Raw genomic sequence first — 17,547 nt, forward strand, 5'->3', positions numbered from 1 at the left:
GCCCTGAACGCAATGGCGCTGAGCCGCCCGCGTTGACTGAAACGAACATCGGTCGCCCCAAAGTTCAGGAGCGCACGCTCGACATGTTCCCGTGCATCCCCAACGCTGAAGGAGTCACCACGGGGGCAAAAAACTCCGGCTATCAAAAGTTGCCATCGTCTAACTATGCGCCCCCATGCCGCCCTCGACTGCTTCAGCCCATCGGCGGGCCGAAGAAAGCTACAGGACCGATTTTTTGGGGACTTTAGGTGCAGTGGGGTTAACCGGGCCTAGTGTTGGGTGTGTCGGCACATGCCGCGCAACTACCCTCAGGGAGGGTGCATGAACTCCAAGCAGTCCAGGTCCGAACAATTCATGCTGTACCTGAAAAGTCTGGGTGGTTCGGAAGCTGACGTTACCGGATCTGCCTGCGCGGTCAGCGATGAGGACACCGTGGAGACGGTAATCTCGCGGCTCAGGATGGAGAAATACGCTCAGGGCAGTAAACTCGTGGACCCCTCGATTCTTCAGGCCTGCGCCCAGGTCCTAATTAGCAGGCGCGACGAGAACAAACCCCTCCACCTGCCGCGACATCCCCAAGAAGGGGACTATCAGTTGGATATCCGCCTCGCCGGGTCCCTCACAACCAGGGAACCCATTCCTGTGAAGAGCCTGAAAGACGCCAAAGTCTGGGCCACGGAACGACTCGACGCCATCGGCGCCCAAGCCGGTGTTATCTACCTCTCCACCCCTGGCAACACTGGAGCGGGAACGGGGACGCTCGTTTCCAACTTTGAACGCTCCGTCGGCTGGCTGGTACCGATAACCACGCCGCCCGCCACCGCAGAATGAAGGACATCATCGACTGGATCGGGCGAAAAGGAAAACAATCTCCACATCCCGGCTGGCCATCTGGACCTCGGTCACCCATGCAACGACGCTATATGAGTGTCGAAAGTCTCGTGCGAACGCTCCCGATCGGACTCCGCGGTCGCTTTAAAAACGCCATTAGGCCCTGACCTGCAGCGTTACGGGGCTCTCACCACCACGTAGCAGAGTCACTGCGCCGTCCATGAGCGGTGACTAACTCCAGTCAACAGCCCTGATAGCAGCTGGGCTGGCAATTAGGGGTTAATGCGCCCATGCTGGTCAAGAGCAGAGCGATGAATCGGTCAAGCCAACGGCCCCTGAATCGTGAACCTCAGGCGCTGATTAACGACCAGTTCACAGTTCCCGGTCAGAGCCGTTATGCAGTCAGCGGCTCTGATGGACCACGTCGCAGCCCCTGGCAGCGACGTTTCTCGCGACCCAACATATTGGGTGTGCTCCACACAGGCGGCAGCAAGAACGAGTCCCAATTTTCATGACCGGGCCTGCCATATGTGGAACACTCCCCACAAATCCTTGGACAGCTTCGTGATCGAAACCTCGGCCCGGACTGTCGCTGTTCCAACTCCGGAATCGACAGTGAACTGCCTGGAGCTGAACGGTGCACTGAAAACGTCCACGAGCAGCTGGGCCCAAGGTAACTTGAAGGCTATAAGAGCATCGTCGAAGCCTCGAAGCAGGAAAATCGAAGCCAAAGAACTTGGATGGCTGGGTGAAGCTGGAGGGGATAGACATCAGGCGAGGCAGGCCTCCAATGCGTGCAGGTCCGAAAGTAAGCAAGCTGGGTGCGCCGATTGCCGCTGCCGGTACTCGTCCACCAGACAGCGCTCCTTGGTCCCTAAGCCGGGGACTGTTGGAAGAGGCTTCTGTCTAACCGGGAAGTCGCCGCGTACCCCTTACGCCACCCGCATTCCCGCCCTGACGGGCGGCGAGCTCCCGCTACTTCCGGAAAGTCGCTTCACGGGACGGTGTCCTCGCACACTGCATGACTGCCCGCGGCCGAGCCCGGCCGCGGCGCATGGCCTTGTGTTTTAGGATGGCCAAACAAGCCAACTCTAAAAGGGCAGGGGCCATGTCATCGTCTTCCAAGGACTACTGGACCCAGGACGAAATTGCGGCGCACGAGGCGCGAGGTGGAGGGTGGGGCGGCGGTGGCCGGCCCATTCCGGGCATTGATTACTCCACTGCTCCGTACTTCATGCAGCCTGTGAAGACCAACCGCGACCGGAACCGCGAATCCAGCCCGGAGGGTGACAGCGATGATGATTGGGCGTGAGGCCACAACGCCAGGATCTGGCTCGATAGGGTGGGTTGCTAAAGAATATCTCTGAGAGGTTGCGACCCCAAGCTGCGTTCTAGCCCTTCTGATCGTCCATTGCCGCCGGGCGAGTTCCGGACCGCGGGCTTTGGGATACGAAGCCACGGGTAGCTTGCTGCCGAACTTTACCTGGGAAGTTGAAAGCACTCCTCCATGGAACGCCGCTCCTACAGGGCGTCCAGGCAGAATTCCTCGACCTGGCCGCGCTCCTGTCAGTGACAAACCCAGTGGCATGTCCTCCAAGTTTGGCTGGGCGTGTAGACTTGCTCAAACGCGTCCACGCAGATGGTGGTCCCGTTCAGGACGCCCTACCCGGCTTCTCTTTTCTTATCTCGAAGCGCTCGACTAAGAGATCGGTGCCGCGCTGCTCACCGCAAAACGCAAGGTTCCTCAGCGGACGCGGCACCAACTCCCAAACCCGCATGTGCGCCCGCACACCCTGTGGGGACACCTCTGCACCGCGCCTTGCACGTCCCGCTCGCCGTCCTTATCGGGGCTAAGCGGCGAAATCCGTCCGGTCTGCTTCGAAGAGTCGGGCGGCGGCAGGTCCCTGCCGTGCCCGGTTCCAACACAGTATTGTTTCCCGATTGCGCTTGTGCGCACGTAGCCTGAAATGGGTGTTCCGATCACCACCACCGTCCCCAGTCCCTCCCTCCTGCCCGCTCGCGGGCCTCACGCCTACTCAGGCGCGCAGGCGTTCCCTGTGCTGACCAAGGCGTACCTCCAGCTCTCCCAACAGGTCCGCGAGACGGGCCTGCTGCGCCGGACTCCGTGGTTCTACGCCCTTGTCGGCGGCGTTCTTGCCATCGGGATCGCCGGCTGTGCCGCCTTGTCGGTTCTGCTCGGGCCGAGCTGGTTCCAGCTATTGATCGCCGCCGCGCTCGGAATTCTGTTCACGCAAGTGCCTTTCTCGCGCACGAGGCAGGGCACCGCCAAATCCTGGCAGGGGGGCCGGCCAACGACGTGCTCGCCCGCTTTCTGGGCGCTGTGGCGGGGATGAGCTATTCGTGGTGGGACTCGAAGCACTCCCGCCACCACGCGAACCCCAACAAGGTAGGCCGCGACCCCGACATCGAGGTGGACACGATCTCTTTCCTCCACGTGGACGCGGCGAAAGCCAGGGGCATTCGTGCCCTGGTCACCCGCCGTCAGGGCTGGCTGTTCTTCCCGCTGCTGACACTGGAGGGCCTGAATCTGCACTATCTCAGCCTTCGCCACCTGCTCTCCCGAGGACCGGTCAAGGGCCGCAGGTCGAGCTTGGCCTGCTGGCGCTGCGCTTCGCCGCTGTCCTCCTGCCGCTCTTCTGCTGCTCCCGCCCGGCATGGCGTTAGCGTTCCTTGGAGTCCAGCTGGGAGTTTTCGGCCTGTACATGGGCGCGACGTTTGCCCCCAACCACAAGGGCATGCCTGTGATCGACCGGGATGTGAAGCTTGACTTCTTCTCCAAGACAGGTGCGCACGTCACGGAACATCTCCGGAGGTTGGTGGGCCACGTGGCTCATGGGCGGTCTGAACTACCAGGTGGAGCACCACCTCTTTCCGAGCATGCCGCGCCCGCACCTGGCCAAAGCCCGCCGGCTTGTGCGTGAGCAGTGCACCCGGCTTTCGGTTCCCTACACCGAAACCAGCATCTGGAGCTCGTACGGCACCGTAATCACCTACCTGAACAGGGTGGGCCTCGCCGCGCGCGACCCCTTCGAGTGCCCCATGACCGCCCAGTACAGGCGCAGGTAGTGGCCTGCAGGGGGACAGAACACAAGCATCGAGCAGTCCGCATCACAGCGCGGTGCTTGAACAGCACGTTCTGGCCCGGCTGGTGCCCCCCGCTCAGATCCTGCCGAAGGGCGTACGCTGAATCATGACTAGCAACTACGTTCGGGGCGCTTCCCTCAGCTGCTCCTCGCTCCAAACGGACATCCAGCAAATGCTCGACGGGGCCGGGGCCCATTATTGCCGTATTACTTCCGAGCACGGCAACGGAGCGGTCACCTTTAGCTTCGGAGACCATCAGTTTCGTCTGGTCCTGCCGCACCCTGAGCCGACCGATCCGCCTAGGGTGCCTCGGCACCAGCCAGCGCGGCGAAACATCAACGGTCAAGAACACCCGGCCGATCTGGAAGCCGCGCGCCATTCCTGGCGTCAGTTGTCTCTGCTGATCAAGGCCAAGCTCGAAGCTGTCGCAGCCGGCATCGTCACTTTCGACGAGGAGTTCCTCGCCTACATGCTCATGCCCGAAGGCGGGAACGTCTTCCAAGCCACCTCCCCCACGATCGCTTCTTCCTACGCCGCCGTTGAAGTCCTTCACATGAGCGGGCCGGCTACCGCTGCTGTGAGGACAAGCTCCGACTAACACACCTCAACATCCTGGCTTTCGATCCGATCGTCCGGACCCACGTCTTTCATAACTTCTCCCAGGCGTGCGCTCCCAAGTCGGTGCTGGCCATCATCCCGGCGCAGAAATACATTTATCGAAACGAGCAAGTTCCGATAAGGAGTGAAGTGAAAAGGTGACACCTGATTCCACGGCCCGCCTGGCAAGGATCGAAGCCACCCGGGATCTGCAGGACGCGTTGGCGCTGTTCGATGAGCTGCCGGCCGTGAAGATCGCTGAAATGCATGGCACATGGAAGGGATCAGGAGTCGAAACGGGCAACGCCTTCGACGGCCTCCTAGAAACGTTCGGCTGGTGGGGGAAGCGGTTCGACGACGCCGACAACGCGCACCCTCTGGTCTTCGAAGACAAGCGCGGCAAGTTCAACGTGAACCCAGCCGGCTTGCCGATAGGGTTCGTGGTTCGGAATGCCGCGGTCTTGCACAACGGCGCGGTGGCGGCCATCGCCAAACGCGTTCTTCGACTGCGATGGACTCACGAGCCACGTGCGCGGCTGCGGATGATCGAGTACCGCGGAGTCGTGACCGGGACCATGTCCTACGATGCGCTGCCTATCAATGATCACTTCCGCAAGGTCGATGACAAAACGCTGCTGGGCGTCATGGACCTGCGGGGCGCGACCGCTCCGTTCGTCTTCCTCCTGCGACGGACGGGATCGGCGGGTGAGCCCGCGTGAACCTGGAAAGCAGCGTCCTACCTCTCCCACCTGCTCATCGGGGCCCTCTTCACACCGGTGTCCGTCGGCGAGGCGCCTGAACAGATGACGGCTCCATATCTGCTGCGCTACCTCCACACGGCGATGATGCCCCTCCTCGAGCAACCCGTTGTCTAGAAGGTTGACGGAATCATTATTATCGGCGTTTCGCCGGCGTGCTCGTTCAACGGGAGAATCCCGCATCCCTGCGCAGTTGTCACCCATCTGGACTTCCCCCAGTATCGAAGGACCAAGTAATGCTGCTAGGCCCCTCGAAGGAGTCGCGGCGCGCCACATCCAGGAGGAGCACAAGGTCATCATGCAACTGGGCGACAGCCTGCATGACTTCGCTGGGGACTACGCCGACGCCCAACTCGACCGCGGCAGCTCGTCGAAAAAGACGCCAAGCACTTCGGCTACGACAGGGCTCATCCTGCCTAATCCCACCTAGGGCTCCTGGAAGGATGCCGAGCTCGACCAGTGGGACGCCAAACTGGAACTCAATAAGTGATTTTCCTGCTGGCCATCGCCCGGTCCTTCGCACCGTCCCCTAGGTAGGCGCCCAGAACACAGTAGTCATCGCAGGGAAAAACCCTCCGAGACACGCCCAGGGTGGCGGTGTTCCCCCACAAAAGTCCGGGTACCAGCTCCAAAGCCAGTACCTGCGCTTCCTGATAAAGAGTGTCCGTCTGTACCAAGACATGGTGCTTGGCATAATCACCGTACGAAGCCCTGAGCCAGACCGCTGCAGTAGAAACCGCGCTTCCTAGGCCAGCGGCCACCTCGGCTTCGCCGGGACCGCCGATCCTGGAGCACACTCCAGGATGAACTCGCTGTTTGGGGAGATGGCCAGAACCCGCATGACGGTTCCGGGGCGGTGGAGGGCGTTCGGTTTCATCACGGGGCCAGGCTGTGGTCCCTTTCCGGAGCTGGCGGGATTAGACGAATTGGTACAGCAGCGCCGCCATTGCGAAGCCCACGATGGACAGGACAGTTTCGAGCACTGTCCAGGTCTTCAGGGTGTCCTTGACGGACATGTTGAAGTACTTGGAGATGATCCAGAAGCCGCCGTCGTTGACGTGGCTGGCGATGATGGAGCCGGAGGAGATGGCGATGGCGATCAGGGCCAGCTGCGGCTGGGAGTAGTCCCCGGAGGTCAACTCGGGGGCGAGGATGCCGCCGGTGGTGACGATGGCCACGGTAGCAGACCCTTGGGCTACCCGCATTCCGCAGGCGATCACGTAGGCGGCAAGGATGAGCGGCAGACCGGCCGCTGAGAGCGTTTCGGCCACGGCCGCGCCTACGCCGGTGGCCGAAAGCACGGCACCGAAGAACGCGCCCGCGCCGACTACGAGCAGGATCATGCCTACGGGCTTCAGGGAGGCCGAGCTAAGGTCGGAAAGGTCCTGGACGGTCATGCCGCGCCGGATGCCCAGCAGCCACATGGATAGTACGACGGCAACGGTCAAAGCGATGGCAGGGTTGCCAAAGAAGATCAGGACATCGCGGAATGTTCCCGCTGGCAGGAAGACGTTTCCGAAAGTGGCGCCGAGGATAAGGATCATGGGAAGGCCAATGGCGAGGGCGACCAGGCCGATGGACGGTTCGTGGCCCTTGGCTTCTTCGGCTTCCGGAATCACGCGGTCTTCCGGCACGGCAACGTTCACGCGTTTGCCGATCCAGGTTCCCCACAGGATGCCGGAGGCGAACCAGGCCGGAATGCCGCAGGCGAGCCCCATAATGATGATCCAGCCCAGCTCGACTTGGAAGAGCCCGGCCGCGGCGACAGGGCCCGGGTGCGGGGGCAGGAAGGCGTGGGTCACGGACAGCCCGGCAAGCAGCGGCAGAGCGTACAGGGCGAGGGATTTACCGCCGCGGACGGCGGCTACGTAGACAAGCGGGGCGAGGACGAAGATGCCGATGTCGAAGAAGACCGGGATGCCGAGAACGAAACCGGTGATGCCCATCGCGAGCGGCGTGCCCTTCTCGCCGAAGACTTTCACGAGCTTGCCGAGCAGCACCTCCGCGCCGCCGGAGCGTTCCAGGATAGCGCCCAGCACGGTACCCAGGCCGATAATCAGGGTGATGTGGCCGAGGATTCCGGCGAAGCCCTTTTCTATGAGGGCGTCACCGCTCTTAACGGGTGAACCTACCAGCGCCTCCACGGTGACCCCGCCCACGAGTGCCACGAGGACGCTGGTGGCCACCAGGGCGATGAACGGTTCGATCTTGACCTTGATGATCAGGAACAGCAGGAGCGCGATGCCGCTGCCTGCCAGGAGGAGCAGGCCGGCGGTGTCGTGCCGCAGCCAGTCGATGAATTCATTCATGGGAGTTTCCTTTCTCGGTAGTCCTATTTGAGGGTCCCGGTGAAGGCGGCGGCACGTGCCGCGATCTCGGCCCAGTCGCCGGCAGCGACGGCTGCGGGCGGGACCACGCTGGTGCCGCAGCAGACTGCGGCGGCGCCGGCGTCGAGGTAGCTCTTGGCGTTGGAGGCATCGATTCCCCCGGAGGGCAGCAACCGGATGTCCGGGTACGGGCCGCGCAGATCCTTCAGGTATGCCGGGCCGAGCTGCCTGGCGGGGAAGATTTTGACGGCGGCGGAGCCCAGATCCTGGGCCTGCGCCACCTCCGTGGGAGTCATGGCGCCCAGGCTGAACGGGATGCCTGCGGCGGCGGCGACGGCTGCCACTTCCATTCGGAGCCCGGGCGTCACCAGGAATTGTGCCCCGGCGTCGATGGCGGCACGGGCTTGGTCGGCGGTCATGACGGTGCCGATCCCGACGGTGGCGCCATGGTCCGCGGCCGTCTCGGCGGCGCGCCGTACGTGGTTGAGGGCGTCTGGGGTGGTGAACGTCAGTTCCACCGTGCGGATGCCGCCGGAGGACAGTGCCCGGCAGAGCTCGGCTGCGTCGGTGATGGACGGGGCCCGGACCACCGCGAGGGTGCGGTCGGTCTCCAGTTGATGGACGAGTTCTTCAGGGGTCATGGGTTGGTGGTGCTTTCTTCTCGGGTGAGTCCGTCGCTGCTGCGGCGCAGGGCGCGGCCAGCGCGTGCGCCGGTGGGCTGGCCACCGTCGATGGCTGCCACGCCGTTGACGAACACGTAGTGGATGCCTGTGGCGGCTTGGCGTGGATTCTCGAATGTGGCCTGGTCGCGGACGGTTTCCGGGTCAAAAAGCACGATGTCGGCGGCGTAGCCTTCGCGGATCAGTCCCCTGCGGTGGAGCTTGAGCCGTGCGGCGGGGCGGCCGGTGAGGTGGTGGACGGTTTCCTCGAGGCTGAGGAGGCCAAGGTCGCGGGAGTAGTGGCCGAGGTAGCGGGGGAAGGTGCCCCAGGCCCGGGGATGCGGCTTTGCTCCGACGAGCAGCCCGTCGCTTCCTCCGGTGTGGGTGCTGTGTTGCATGATGGCCTGGACGTTTTCTTCATGGCCTACGTGCTGCAGGATGCCGGTACCGAGGCGGTCCTCGTGCAGGATCTGTGCGAAGACGTCGAAGGGCTCCTGCTGCCTCTCCACCGCGATGTCCTTGATCGTCTTTCCGACGTAACCGCTGAGTGCCGGGTTCTGGACGCCGCTGATTTCCAGGGTGTCCCATTCTGCGACCACTCCATGACAGCCGTCGGATCCATAGATCTCCACGGACTCGCGGATTTTTTCGCGGGTCTCGGGATCGGCCAGGCGTGCCAGGGTGGCCTCGGTACCGCCGGAGGATGCCCAACTCGGCAGGACCGCAGAGAGTGTGGTGGCACCGGGCAGGTACGGGTAAGTGTCCAGGGTGATATCGACGCCGGCGTCCAGCGCCTCATCGATCAGGTCCAGTAGCTCGCCGGCGCGGCCCTTGTTCTCGGCGAAATTCATGGTGGCGTGGGAAAGATGCAGCGCGCAGCCGGTGTCCCTGCTGAGCCCGATCATCTCCGCATACGCATCGAGCGCGCCTTTGCCGTAGGAGCGGTGGTGGGGTGCGTAGAAGCCGCCAAGCTCGCCAACGGTGCGGCAGAGCCCGGCGAGTTCCTCAGTTTGGGCGTACATTCCAGGGGTGTACGTGAGCCCTGAGGACATGCCCACGGCTCCTTCCTCCATCGCAGTGCGGACCACATCCTGCATGCGCTGCTGTTGTTCAGGTGTGGGATCCCCGGCTTCAAAGCCCATCACCAGTGCGCGCACGGTTCCCTGCGGTACGAGGTAGGCGGCGTTGGTGGCGATGCGGCCATCGTTTTGGGGTTCGTCAAGGCGGTCGAGGTATTCGCGCACGGTCCGCCAGTTCCAGTCGAAGTCGGCCGGGTTGTCGTTCCAGCCGGCTATTTTCTCGCGGACCCCGGCGAGCGTGGTGTCATCGACCGGGGCGTAGGACAGGCCGTCCTGTCCCAGCAGTTCCGTGGTGACTCCCTGGCTCAGCTTGGCGTAATGGTCCCTGTTCAGCAGCAGCTGCAGGTCAGAATGTGCGTGCATGTCGATGAAGCCGGGGCTAAGGACAAGACCGCTGGCCTCTATGGTGCGGTCAGCGCCGGAGGCGGTGAGGGAACCGGCCTCGGCCACGGCGGTGATGACCGGACCGTCCAGCAGGACGTCCGCGGCGCGGCGGTCCGCGCCCGTGCCATCGATCAGTGTGGCGTTGCTGATGAGGATCTTCATGGCGTTCCTAGAAGAAGGTGTGGATGAGGTCGGCTACGGACTGGTCACCGTTCGTGTCCGCGAGGACCGGAATGATGGTCCATTTATCGAAGGCCGTGCAGGGGTGCGAGAGGCCCAGCCGCACGACGTCGCCCGGGCGCACGCTGGTGCTTTCGGCGTCGAAGGTCATGAAGCAGTGCTGGTCGTTGACGGAGGTGATCTCCGCTCCGGTGAGCGGCTCCATCGCACCGCCCAGCACCGGCCCGATGAGCTGGGGCCGGGGCAGCCCTTCATCGAAAGGCAGGTCGCGTTTGCCGGCGTCGAGGATCGCCAGGCCGGGCTCCGGCTGCGAGACAACCCGCGCCCAGCCATGCATCCCGGCCCTGAAAGGATCACCGCCATCGCGGGAGAAGGGCGAGATTCCGCGGTAGAAGCCGTCATCATGAATGATGTACGCGCCGCTGCGGATCATGACGTCGACCCGGGGACCGCCGTCCGACTGCTCAACAATGCACGGGGCAAGGACGGACACGACATCGTCAAAGTAGGCGCTTCCGCCTGCGGTGACGATGACCGACTCGGCCCCGTAGAGGCCCTCAGCGTGCAGTCGCTCGTGAAGCAGCCGCATCTGGGCGAGGTAACCGCGGACGGCGGCGAGGCCGGCGTCGTCAGCGGTGTGGGCGAGCGAGCCTTCATACCCGCTGACACCAACCAACCGCAGGTGCTTTGAGTCGGCAATGGCGCGGGCCACGGCCACGGCTTCCTCGACTGAACGGGCACCGGTGCGGCCGCCCGGCGCGCCGAGTTCGACCAGGACATCCAGGACGGCCTGGCCGCTAGCCAGCGTCCTGTTAAGGACCTCGACTGTGCCGGCAGAATCCACCCACGAAAGGATCGGTTCTTCGGCGCTGGTGTGGGCGGCGACCCACTCGATGGCATGCGGATCGGTGAGGGAGTTGGCCAGCTGCAGCCGCCGCACGCCGAATTGGCGCGCGACGCGAAGCTGCGCGAAATTGGCCAGCGTGATGCCCCAGGCGCCCCGGTTAAGCTGTTCGGCCCACAGTTGCGGAGCCATGGTCGTCTTGCCGTGGGGCGCCAGCAACACGCCGTGCTCCCAGCACCACGAGGCGAGTCGATCGGCATTGCCACGGATGGCGCCTGCGTCAAGGGTGAGCAGCGGTGTCTGCAGATCGGCCAGCGTATGGCCGGAAGCGACGAAACCGGTGTGTGTGGTCCCGCTCGCGGTGGCGGGCACGGCCTTATGCCGCCAGTCCAACCGGACCTCTGTCAAGGCTGCCACGGACGCGGCTGAAATGGCCGGAGCCGTTGTGTCTGCGCCGGACGCGGAAGTGTTCACGGGCATTCCCTTCGCGGTGCTGCGCTTTTGAAGCTGCGCTGTGGGCGGGATCTTGGTGATTGCGTATTTTGCAACGCTGGTTGCAAATCTGTTGCTGTTATGTCTAACATGGTGCCGGATCGAGAGTCAAGGCCGCGGTATACCCGCAGAGCCACTCAAACCGCCACGGACCCCTTCCGGACCGTGGCGCCGGAAAGCCGCTGGAAAGCGCACAAGTAGGTACGGGAGTTACATGCTGTCTGCTGTATGTCTTGGCGAGACAATGGCCATGCTGACGCCTGCCCAAGCCGTTCCCCTGCACCAGGCCACCGAGCTGCACTGCGGGATTGGCGGGGCGGAGTCGAATGTGGCTATGGGCCTGGCTGCCATGGGCATGGACACCCACTGGATTGGGCGGGTGGGCCGTGACGGCTTCGGCACCCGCATCCTCCGCGAACTCGAGGATCACGGAGTGGGGGTTTCCGGAGTCGAGGTCGATGACTTCCTGCCCACTGGGCTTTACGTGAAGGTGCCGGCCCAGGACTCCGATCCCCATGGCGGCAGTTCCGTCCTGTACTACCGGCAAGGGAGTGCGGCTTCAGCCATGGGACCTGCCATGCTGGGTAATCCGGCAGTGTCTTCGCTGCTGGATAATGCCGCCCTGATCCACCTGAGCGGCATTACTGCCGCCCTCTCCCCCGAGTGCCTGGAACTGGTCGAGACTGTTCTCACTGAACCCCGGGACGGCGGGCTTATCAGCTTCGACGTGAACTGGCGCGCAGCATTGTGGGCCGGCCGTGACCGTTCGGTCCTGCAGCGTCTGGCGAACCTGGCCGACATCGTGCTGGTTGGTAAAGATGAAGCCGGGAACGCCTTCGGCACCACAGACGAAGCCGAGCTGCGCAGCATGCTGCCGGACCCCGAAGTGCTGGTCATCAAGAACGAGGCGATCAGCGCCATCGCCCTCACGCGCGGAGACTCTGCCGGGGACGGCACCAGGGAAGAGGTGCCCGCACTCTCCGTCGCCGTCGTCGAGCCTGTGGGTGCCGGCGACTCATTCGCCGCCGGCTACCTCAGCGGTATGCTTTTCGGCCTGGGCCAGAAGGCGAGTCTTCGCAGGGGTCACGTCGCGGCGGCGTGTACGCTCACTGTGCACGGGGACCGCGGTCCCCTGCCCGACGCGGCCCAGCTCTCGTCCATCCTGAATTCTGCAGATGAGGACTGGACTGCCATCCATGTTGAAGACGGACAATTTCACCAGCACCGGAGCGTGACACCGTGAGCCAGAGCCTTCTGCGGGCCCTCGACCTCCTCGCCGAACTGGCAGCCAAGCCAGCGACACTGGATGAGCTCGCTTCCAGTGCTTCAGTGCACAAGACCACGGTGATGCGCCTCCTGCACGCCCTGGAGGAAAAGCGCTTTGTGGTGCGGGACGAGGAACAGCGGTTCATGCTCGGCTCCAAACTGTTCGAGCTGTCCTCCCTTGCGCTGGAGCAGCGCGACATCCGCAAGGTCGCCCACCCCCATCTGGCCGAATTCAATGGGCGCACGGGGCACACAGTGCACCTGGCCGCCTTCGAAGGAAACCAGGTGGTGTACATCGATAAGTTCGAGTCACACCACCCTGTCCGTATGTACTCGCGCATCGGCCTGACTGCTTCCTTGCACTCAGCCGCTGTATCGAAGGTCCTCCTCGCCGACATGCCGCGCAGCCGGCAGGAAAAGATCGCGGCGGGGCTGGATTACGTGAAAGTTACCGAGAACACCCTGACCTCCCCGGAAGCCTTGCTGGCCGAATTGGAGCAGGTCAGGATCCAAGGCTGGGCGCTCGACAACGCCGAGCACGAAGCGTTCGTGCACTGCATTGCGGCTCCCATCCGCGACGCCAGCGGCGCCGTTGTAGCGGCAGCCTCCTGTTCGGTACCGGTAGTGATGCTCAGCCATGAGGGATTGCTTGAGCTGCTGCCCGACCTCAAAGCCAGCACCGAGGCCATTTCCCGTGACCTCGGCTGGAACAGCCACGAAAGGAACTCAGCATGACTGAAAAGACCGTAGTACTGACCGAAAACGCCCCTGCCCCGGCGCACGTATTCTCGCAGGGAATCAAAAAAGGCGGGTTCTTCCAGGTCTCCGGCCAGGGTCCGATGGATCCGGCCACCAACCAATACATTGGCGAGGGCGACGTCCGTGTCCAGACACGCCGCACCCTGGAAAACGTGAAAGCCATCCTCGAAGCCGGTGGCTCCTCAATGGAAGACGTCCTCATGTTCCGGGTCTACCTCACCACCCGTGACGACTTCTCCGCGATGAATGAAGTCTACGGCGAGTTCATCCGCGAAAACATCCCCAGCGGCGCTCTCCCCAGCCGAACCACCGTGTTCGTCGACCTCCCCCACGAAGTCATGCTGGTAGAAATCGATGCTTTGGCAGTCACCGCCTAAATTTCCGCAGAACCGGCCTCCGGACGAGGGCCGACAGGCCCTCCAAAGGAATATTCAAGATGGGGTGGCGACACATGAAACCAAGTGCCGTCACCCCATTTCTCTCATTGAACAACCGGGAGCGCGCAAGTGATCACTGAAGGTGCAGACGTACCAACCGCGGCGAGTGGAGCGGCGGAGTTCTTCGAAGCCAAACTCGAATTCGAAATAGACGTTATGGACGTCGCGGATGCGCCCCCGGGAACGCTCGTCGTGGTCGACACGCGCCGGCAATCATCCTGGGAGCACGGGCACATACCCGGCGCCGTACACATACCCACCGCCCACGTCGCGTCCCGCGCCCCGGAAATAATCCCGCCCGCGGTTAACGTCGTGGTCTACTCCTGGGGGCCCGGCTGCAACGGCAGCACCCGCGCCGCCCTCGCCTTCGCCAAGCTGGGTTATCGTGTGCGGGAAATGATCGGCGGTATCGAATACTGGATCAGGAACGGACTCCCGGTAGAAACGGTGTACGGAACGAGCTCCGGCAAGCCAGACGGACTCGTAACGGCGCACTCGGAACGACGTAACCACCCCCAAGACTAGTGTTGCGCGCCATCACTAGTCCGGTTTCTCCCGGGCCGAGGTTTGCCAGGCCTGTTAACCGGCTACCGAAAGCAGCGAGAATCGGCAAGCTCGGTCACGAGCGCGAAGACCCCCCTCCCAGCAGTGAGCGAAAAACATGGTCCGTTTCGCCCTTTTCTGACGCCCGACCAAGACGCTCTTAGAGATCAATCTGACATCAACTGACTTCACTAACGCGCTGTTCCACGTCATGGGCTTTTACGGGTTGGCCAGCTCTAGTTTGCTTCGGTCCCTGGTGGGACGATGCCCTCATGGCGGAGGGCAACACTGTGCGGGCAGCGGTGGAAAAGGCGCGTGAGGAGATGCTCTTCATCGGGCCGGACCACCCTTACTACCCTCTTCTGGCCGAGATGGTGACCGCCGTGGAGGCAGCCTGGCAGCAAGGGTATGACGCGCACCGCAATGGCAGGCCGAAATCCAACCCCTACAGTTGGTACCCGGGGAATACACGCTGACAGTCTTCCTCCGGATGGTTTGTGCTGGTTCCTCGTTGTGTGCGCATGTTTTATGGAGCCGGATCGCAGCAGTAAGCGGTTGGGATTGGACGTTCAGGCTGTAAGCAGCGGAGTGCAGGGTGTGGCGGCCGCGTGGGAGTACGGCCGAAGCAATACTGCGCCATCTTGTCGGCTAACCCCTTCAGCGGAGGCGGGAGGGCAACGTCGCAGGTCTTATCGCGGAATCACTGCAACAAGCAGCAGCTTGGTTCCGGACATGGCTTATACGTCCGCTCCCGTAGGACCCGCTGATTCTTGCGGGCTTGAGCGGCGGTGGTGTTCTCGTGGGGAAAATCCCACTTCCTACGTTAGATTCGGGGCGCTGAAGAGGATGTAGTCCGCGGCGGCCGGCCCTGTCATCGCCAGGTTTTTCTTCTCCGGGTCGATGCCCTTCGAAGCCAAGGCCGCCCACAGTGCCTCTTCAGATTCTGAAGGACATCGGCTAAGGGTGCACCAGCTCTCGTAGAGGCCAAAGATTGCCTCTCTGCTCAAGCCTTGCTCGCTGCCTGGATCGGTTGAGGTCGCTTCCCTCAGGAAATCCTCAAAGTGCGTAGCGTTCACCCGTATGCTTTCTGCCGGCCGGGACACGCCCTGACCCGCAGGACCGGGGCGTCAGCACCGGAGCTGCTGAACAGAAGCTATGCCCCCGTTGCGTACCCTGTCCAGCCACAACCAAAGGCCTTAACAAACTCAGCATAGGCTTCCGCTCCCGGCCACCTCGACCGAATACCCCTGAACGACGCTCAGCAACGACAATTTTGAGCACACCGGGAAGGGGTTCCTTTTCTTCGCACAAGATCCTCCGGCGGACCTCACCCACGGTGAAGCCCTTAAGGCGTCATGGCCGCGGTGCAACCGCGCAGATCCTTGCGGGTTGTCAACGGAAATCCCTTGCAAGTTGTTAACAGCAGTGCTAAAAAATCTATATCAGCGGATGAAGATATCCGCCCTTTGTTGATGATCAAGGAGGTATGTGATGTTGATGATGAGCGATCCGTTCCGGCAGCTGGACCGGCTGACCCAGCAGGTGCTGGGCACTGCGGCGCACCCGGCGGCGATGCCCCTGGATGCCTGGCGGGAAGAGAACGAGTTCGTCGTCGCGGTGGACCTGCCGGGCGTGGACGTGAACTCGATCGATCTGGATGTTGAGCGGAACGTCCTGACCATCCGGGCTGAGCGGAAGAACGGCGCCCCGGAAGGTGCTGAGCTGGTGGCCGGTGAGCGGCCGCAGGGTGTCTTTAGCCGGCAGTTGGTGCTCGGTGAGGCGCTGGATGCGGACAACGTGAAGGCCGGGTACGACGCCGGGGTGCTGACCCTGCGGATCCCGGTCGCTCCCAAGGCACAGCCGCGGAAGATTGAGATCACCAGCGGCCAGGATGCCCAGCAGCAGATCAGCGCCTAGCAGCGGCGGCCAGCGCGGTCACGCCCTGCGCGGTTCCCCGGCACCCGTGACCCGGGGAACCGCACCGCCGCCCCCTCCAAGAAAGGAACAAACCGCGGGATAAAGAGAGGATGAGGTCCGCTGATGCCAGTCACACGCAACGTTGCCTGGGACGGGCGTTTGGAGTCCTTCAAAGGCAGGGACACCGCTCAGTACGTGCTCACTGCTGCCTCCATGGCCAGCGCGTGCGCTGCCTGCCGGGCGCCCCTGGACCCCGGCGAGCCGCTCTCCCTGCTGGTTAATGTCACGGAAAGCACCGCCCCGGACGGAACCAATTACGTGACCTTCACCGACTGTGTTTACCACAGCGGCTGCAGCGGACCTGGCCTGAGCGTCCAGCGGAGCCAGTGGGCTCCCAGCGAGCTCACCCCCGTGGCCGCCCGGATGGTCCTGACACAGCTCTCCAGTGACGGGCAGGAACGGCCGGTGCCGGTACTGGCCTACACCCTGGTCCCGGTCGTGGCCTTCCGCGAGGGAGACGGCGACCTGACCTCCGCCCTGGTCTCGGTCCTGCTCTTTCATGGCTTCCAGCTTGCCGTCACCCCTGACTTCGGTGGCATTGTCGGCGACGTGGCAGAAACGGCGGCCAGCTGCACCATGGCCGTGGACCCCGAAGGGCTGATGACCTTCAGCATCGGCGGCAGACTGTTCTTCCGGGACCGGCTCCCCCCCGAGAGCCCGGATGACGCCCTATGGCTGGAGGCCGTGTCCGGCAGCGACCACGTCCTGGTCATCAGCGGGGACAACCTCGTCATCACCAACACAGGTCTGGACACCCGTCACGCCGCCGTGCAAGGCACACTGGTCATCGGCGCGGTCCGCATCCACCGGTAGCACTTTGTCGGTTCGGTGGTAGGCCCAGCTGTTCATCGGGTCGCTTCAGTCCACCACAGCCGGAGTCCACACCGGCCGGCCTTAGACCTGGAGTAGCCTCAGTCCACAAGCGGGGGCGGTCCGAAGAGGAATTCATTGGCGTGGGATACGGCTTTGCGGAATGCGTCATTCCGCAAAGCGACCAGGTGCCCGACATCGTCAGCGGCGGGTTCCAGGAACCCTGTAAAGCCCGGCCGGAGCATCCAGATGTCCCCTGCCGGCGGCAGGTAGAACACCCCGAAGGAACGGTGCTGGCTGTCCTTCTCGTCCGTCCAGATGGGCACCACAGCCAGGGCGGCACCGGTGGCCGGATTGATCCACTGCGCCCGGGGCACCGGTTCCTCATGCGCCTCGGGATCCAGGAACGGTGCAGTGCCCTTGCCCCAGCGCTGTTCGAAGCGCTCGTGGAAGGCCGGGATCAAGTGTGAGTCGTAGCGGCGCCAGTCACTCATAATGG

Annotated in this window: 18 protein-coding genes and 1 pseudogene; 12 read left to right on the forward strand and 7 right to left on the reverse strand. The window is 63.3% G+C overall.

Annotated elements, in window-relative coordinates:
- Positions 1–321: 321 nt before the first annotated feature.
- The 5 genes and pseudogenes from BWQ92_RS22850 (at position 322) to BWQ92_RS22870 (ending at position 5,252) form a co-directional block, all read left to right on the forward strand.
- Entirely contained in the window at positions 322–831 is a 510-nt protein-coding gene (locus tag BWQ92_RS22850) for a hypothetical protein (protein WP_076803389.1), read from the forward strand.
- 1,108 nt (positions 832–1,939) lie between these two features.
- Positions 1,940–2,143 (forward strand): hypothetical protein, encoded by a 204-nt coding sequence (locus BWQ92_RS22855; protein WP_076803390.1) that lies wholly within the window; start codon positions 1,940–1,942, stop codon positions 2,141–2,143.
- Positions 2,144–2,798: 655 nt separating this feature from the next.
- Positions 2,799–3,918 (forward strand): annotated as a pseudogene (locus tag BWQ92_RS22860) (fatty acid desaturase family protein).
- A gap of 124 nt (positions 3,919–4,042) precedes the next feature.
- Positions 4,043–4,534 carry a hypothetical protein gene (locus BWQ92_RS23745; RefSeq protein ID WP_157365247.1) on the forward strand — a complete coding sequence of 164 codons (492 nt, stop codon included), beginning with the start codon at positions 4,043–4,045 and terminating at the stop codon, positions 4,532–4,534.
- Positions 4,535–4,691: 157 nt separating this feature from the next.
- Entirely contained in the window at positions 4,692–5,252 is a 561-nt protein-coding gene (locus BWQ92_RS22870; protein ID WP_236783039.1) for a DUF4334 domain-containing protein, read from the forward strand.
- 784 nt (positions 5,253–6,036) lie between these two features.
- On the opposite strand, the gene BWQ92_RS24510 is transcribed toward BWQ92_RS22870, so the two are convergent.
- The 5 genes from BWQ92_RS24510 to BWQ92_RS22895 are packed head-to-tail and all read right to left on the reverse strand — an operon-like array spanning position 6,037 to position 11,244.
- Positions 6,037–6,171 (reverse strand): hypothetical protein, encoded by a 135-nt coding sequence (locus BWQ92_RS24510; protein WP_257787658.1) that lies wholly within the window; start codon positions 6,169–6,171, stop codon positions 6,037–6,039.
- Between the two features lie 37 nt (positions 6,172–6,208).
- The gene (locus tag BWQ92_RS22880) at positions 6,209–7,600 is read right to left on the reverse strand and encodes a GntP family permease (RefSeq protein ID WP_076803392.1); all 1,392 of its coding nucleotides are present in this window, start codon (positions 7,598–7,600) and stop codon (positions 6,209–6,211) included.
- A 23-nt stretch (positions 7,601–7,623) separates the two neighbouring features.
- A complete protein-coding gene (locus BWQ92_RS22885) occupies positions 7,624–8,259 on the reverse strand; it encodes a bifunctional 4-hydroxy-2-oxoglutarate aldolase/2-dehydro-3-deoxy-phosphogluconate aldolase (protein WP_076803393.1) in 636 nt (211 codons plus the stop codon).
- Positions 8,256–9,902, reverse strand: coding sequence for an N-acyl-D-amino-acid deacylase family protein (locus tag BWQ92_RS22890; RefSeq protein WP_076803394.1), 1,647 nt, complete (start codon positions 9,900–9,902; stop codon positions 8,256–8,258). The genes BWQ92_RS22885 and BWQ92_RS22890 overlap by 4 nt, the downstream gene beginning before the upstream one ends.
- Before the next feature lie 7 nt (positions 9,903–9,909).
- Positions 9,910–11,244, reverse strand: coding sequence for an alanine racemase (locus tag BWQ92_RS22895; RefSeq protein WP_076803395.1), 1,335 nt, complete (start codon positions 11,242–11,244; stop codon positions 9,910–9,912).
- 262 nt (positions 11,245–11,506) lie between these two features.
- On the opposite strand from BWQ92_RS22895, the gene BWQ92_RS22900 reads away from it, so the two are divergent.
- From BWQ92_RS22900 to BWQ92_RS22920, 5 genes are all read left to right on the forward strand, one after another.
- Complete coding sequence (locus BWQ92_RS22900) at positions 11,507–12,499, forward strand: sugar kinase (RefSeq protein WP_236783041.1); 993 nt, start codon at positions 11,507–11,509, stop codon at positions 12,497–12,499.
- Positions 12,496–13,257, forward strand: coding sequence for an IclR family transcriptional regulator (locus BWQ92_RS22905; protein ID WP_076803397.1), 762 nt, complete (start codon positions 12,496–12,498; stop codon positions 13,255–13,257). Before BWQ92_RS22900 ends, BWQ92_RS22905 begins: the two co-directional genes overlap by 4 nt.
- On the forward strand, positions 13,254–13,658 hold the full coding sequence (locus BWQ92_RS22910; RefSeq protein ID WP_076803398.1) for a RidA family protein: 405 nt from the start codon (positions 13,254–13,256) through the stop codon (positions 13,656–13,658). The genes BWQ92_RS22905 and BWQ92_RS22910 overlap by 4 nt, the downstream gene beginning before the upstream one ends.
- Positions 13,659–13,787: 129 nt before the next feature.
- Positions 13,788–14,243 (forward strand): rhodanese-like domain-containing protein, encoded by a 456-nt coding sequence (locus BWQ92_RS22915; protein WP_335633084.1) that lies wholly within the window; start codon positions 13,788–13,790, stop codon positions 14,241–14,243.
- Positions 14,244–14,533: 290 nt separating this feature from the next.
- Positions 14,534–14,737, forward strand: a complete 204-nt coding sequence (locus tag BWQ92_RS22920; protein WP_076803399.1) for a hypothetical protein — start codon at positions 14,534–14,536, stop codon at positions 14,735–14,737.
- A 342-nt stretch (positions 14,738–15,079) separates the two neighbouring features.
- Here the strand turns inward: BWQ92_RS22920 and BWQ92_RS22925 are convergent, their stop codons facing one another.
- Positions 15,080–15,268, reverse strand: a complete 189-nt coding sequence (locus tag BWQ92_RS22925; RefSeq protein WP_236783042.1) for a hypothetical protein — start codon at positions 15,266–15,268, stop codon at positions 15,080–15,082.
- 484 nt (positions 15,269–15,752) lie between these two features.
- On the opposite strand from BWQ92_RS22925, the gene BWQ92_RS22930 reads away from it, so the two are divergent.
- Both BWQ92_RS22930 and BWQ92_RS22935 read left to right on the forward strand, forming a co-directional pair.
- Positions 15,753–16,178: an Hsp20/alpha crystallin family protein gene (locus tag BWQ92_RS22930; protein ID WP_076803401.1), complete on the forward strand. Its 426-nt coding sequence runs from the start codon at positions 15,753–15,755 to the stop codon at positions 16,176–16,178.
- Positions 16,179–16,301: 123 nt separating this feature from the next.
- Positions 16,302–17,051, forward strand: a complete 750-nt coding sequence (locus tag BWQ92_RS22935; protein ID WP_076803402.1) for a hypothetical protein — start codon at positions 16,302–16,304, stop codon at positions 17,049–17,051.
- A 98-nt stretch (positions 17,052–17,149) separates the two neighbouring features.
- On the opposite strand, the gene BWQ92_RS22940 is transcribed toward BWQ92_RS22935, so the two are convergent.
- Entirely contained in the window at positions 17,150–17,542 is a 393-nt protein-coding gene (locus tag BWQ92_RS22940) for a hypothetical protein (RefSeq protein ID WP_076803403.1), read from the reverse strand.
- Between the last annotated feature and the right edge of the window lie 5 nt (positions 17,543–17,547).

This window comes from Arthrobacter sp. QXT-31 (assembly GCF_001969265.1).
Classification (GTDB): domain Bacteria; phylum Actinomycetota; class Actinomycetes; order Actinomycetales; family Micrococcaceae; genus Arthrobacter.